Genomic DNA, 2691 nt, shown 5'->3' with positions numbered 1-2691 from the left:
AACAACAGTGGAAAGTATAGGTACGATGAGCTATATCGCAATGCTAAGCAAAATATTCCTGATAAAGAAAAGGAAAAAGGCTTTGTAAGTATAGAATTTGTACAAGCAAAAGATAATGAAGTTCAACAAATCTCCGAAGAGGAAGCCATAGATGATGAAAATGTACTAAAAGACGAAGATATTTATATAGAAACTATCGAAGGGTATATAAAAGAGGCTAAAAATAATGGTTACTTGGACAAAGATATTTGTATACTCTCTCGCAGAAACGCAGACTGTATTGAAATAGCTGAAAAATTGTCTGAAAAGGGGTATAATGTGATTTCTTCAGAGGCCTTATTGCTTAAAAATATACCTGAAATACAATTTCTCATACACCTAATCTCCATTTCGCTCTATCAGAATAATGAAAAGGAGAAGATAGAATTACTCTTTTCTTATACCAAGGTCAAGCATATTACCGAGATACATGATTTTATGAGCCAATATGCCCATAAGCCTGTGGATACATTCTTCGCAGCTATGGGATTCTCTTTATCGCACTTCCATTTGTATTCTTTTTATGAAGGCATAGGCTATGCGATAAGGGTATTTGGTTTAGCCAAGCCTTCCGATGCGTATTTAGCGCAATTCCTCAATGTCATATACGAATACAAGAGCGTACGCGGTGGCAACATTGCCGATTTCCTTACTTACTGGGAAGAAAAAAAGGATAAGTTGGCCATAAGTGCTCCCGAAGGGGTCAATGCGATTTCTATCATGACCATTCATAAGAGTAAAGGCTTAGAATTTCCTGTGGTCATCTATACAAAAGTCAATGACAAGTTGCGTTCGGCTAAGGACACACTGTGGATACGTGTCCCAAAGGAACAATATCATGGCTTCGAACATCTGTTAATAGATGATTACAGTGGTCTGGAAAAGATAGACGCCGATATTGTACTCCAGCAGAGCCAAATGGAGCTTTTGGATACCATCAATACCATGTATGTGGCCATGACACGCCCCAAAGACTTGCTTTATATACTCTGCGATCCTCCCAAAGGAGAGAAAGAGGATAAAATCAGTACCTTGTCCGAGATTGTAAAGATTTATTTGGAGGAAAAAGGGCTATGGAATGAAGGGCAATCGCGTTATACTTTTGGAAACTTAGCCCCTATCAAGGAACAACCTCTTAAAGCGGCGGATTATATCCCATTCAAACAAAGAGCGGTATTGGCACCTTCTTATACCATTGTAACCCGTGCAGGGTCTATGTGGAATACCCATAGAGAGGATGCCATAGCACGAGGGACACTCCTGCATGAGCTATTGGGACAGCTCACCACTAAGGCCGATATACCCCAAGTGTTACAACAGTTCTTTACAGAGGGGCGTATCACTGAGCAGCAGCGCCCAATCCTTGAGCAGCAACTACAGCAGCTTACCTCACACCCTTTGCTAAAGGATTATTATACAGCCGATTATATGGTTTATAACGAACGTGAATGGTTAGATGTCTCAGGAGAGTACCTCCGCCCTGACCGTGTAGTTTATGACCCTAAAGAGGGCACTGCCGTGATTATTGATTACAAGACAGGGGACGATCACCCTCAGTACGAAACCCAGCTAAAGCGCTATGCCCAAACCCTTGAGCAAACAGGCTGGAAGGTAACACAATCATTCTTAGTGTTTATCAATCAGCAGATTACGGTGAAGAAATTATTACATAAAAATCCGTAAAATCCATGGGAGCTATAGTCAATCAGAAATGGTTCACGAAAAATTGGTATAAGCAACGTAGGGGCTAATGGCAATTAGCCCTTCCACTGGCGCGAGCTTTTAGCTCGTGCCTATAATAAAAGAGAGCTTTTAGCTCTTATAGTCAAACAGAAATGGTTTACGAAAAATTAGCATGAGCAGGTGTAGGGGCTAATGGCAATTAGCCCTTGAAAGAGAGCGAATTAGGAATGAATCCTCTGCCTTATTTATTTGTATTTTATTCGCATTCTAAAATTGACTATAATTTTAAAGTGGTCAAATTCGACCATTTTAAAAGAGGGGCAGGCCTATCTACTTTTACTCTTAGTGTATCCAGTTGGGGAGAGATCTAGATACCAATAACAAAAAGAATTATAAATAGTAAAATACAGTTTGAATAAAAAAAAGCAGGGGCAAGCCCCTGCTTTAAATTTATAAAAATAAGATCATTGAGCCAATACAATTATTTTATTATCTTTTTGCTCTACGACCCCTCCTGTGATGGAGAGCATACGTTCCCCTTTGGCTTGAGTCTGCTCCGAGAAATACTCCTGAGCAAATACCTTAGGGGCTTCGCTTTCGCTAAAGGTGATCGTTCCTTCGTCTAAGAGGGCTACTATAGGTGCGTGGTTCTCAAGTATTTGAAATGACCCTTTCGCTCCTGGTAGGGTGATGATACTCACCGTTCCCTTATAAAGCACGGCCTCTGGGGTTACTATTTCTAATATCATAATCGTCTTAGTTTTGTGCTTCAGCAAGCATCTTTTCACCTGCTTCTATTACTTCTTCAATAGTTCCTTTAAGGTTGAAAGCCGCTTCAGGGAGGTGGTCAAGTTCCCCATTGAGGATCATATTGAACCCACGAATGGTGTCTTTGATATCCACAAATACCCCTGGAATTCCTGTAAATTGTTCTGCTACGTGGAAAGGCTGAGAAAGGAAACGCTGTAC

At 40.5% G+C, this 2691-nt stretch carries 2 protein-coding genes and 1 pseudogene; 1 reads left to right on the top strand and 2 read right to left on the bottom strand.

The window, feature by feature from the left end:
- Positions 1–1722, top strand: a 1722-nt coding sequence (locus tag Q0625_RS06175; protein ID WP_298824600.1) for a 3'-5' exonuclease, incomplete at its 5' end; no start/stop codon positions are given.
- Between the two features lie 464 nt (positions 1723–2186).
- Here Q0625_RS06175 and Q0625_RS06170 read toward each other — a convergent pair.
- Positions 2187–2471 carry a hypothetical protein gene (locus tag Q0625_RS06170; RefSeq protein WP_298824597.1) on the bottom strand — a complete coding sequence of 95 codons (285 nt, stop codon included), beginning with the start codon at positions 2469–2471 and terminating at the stop codon, positions 2187–2189.
- 7 nt (positions 2472–2478) lie between these two features.
- A pseudogene (locus Q0625_RS06165) lies at positions 2479–2691 on the bottom strand (F0F1 ATP synthase subunit beta); the annotation flags it as partial.

Source organism: uncultured Capnocytophaga sp. (assembly GCF_938029845.1).
GTDB lineage: Bacteria > Bacteroidota > Bacteroidia > Flavobacteriales > Flavobacteriaceae > Capnocytophaga.
The sequence above is the reverse complement of the archived record's forward strand: the minus strand, read 5'-3'. Positions and strand labels throughout refer to the sequence as shown.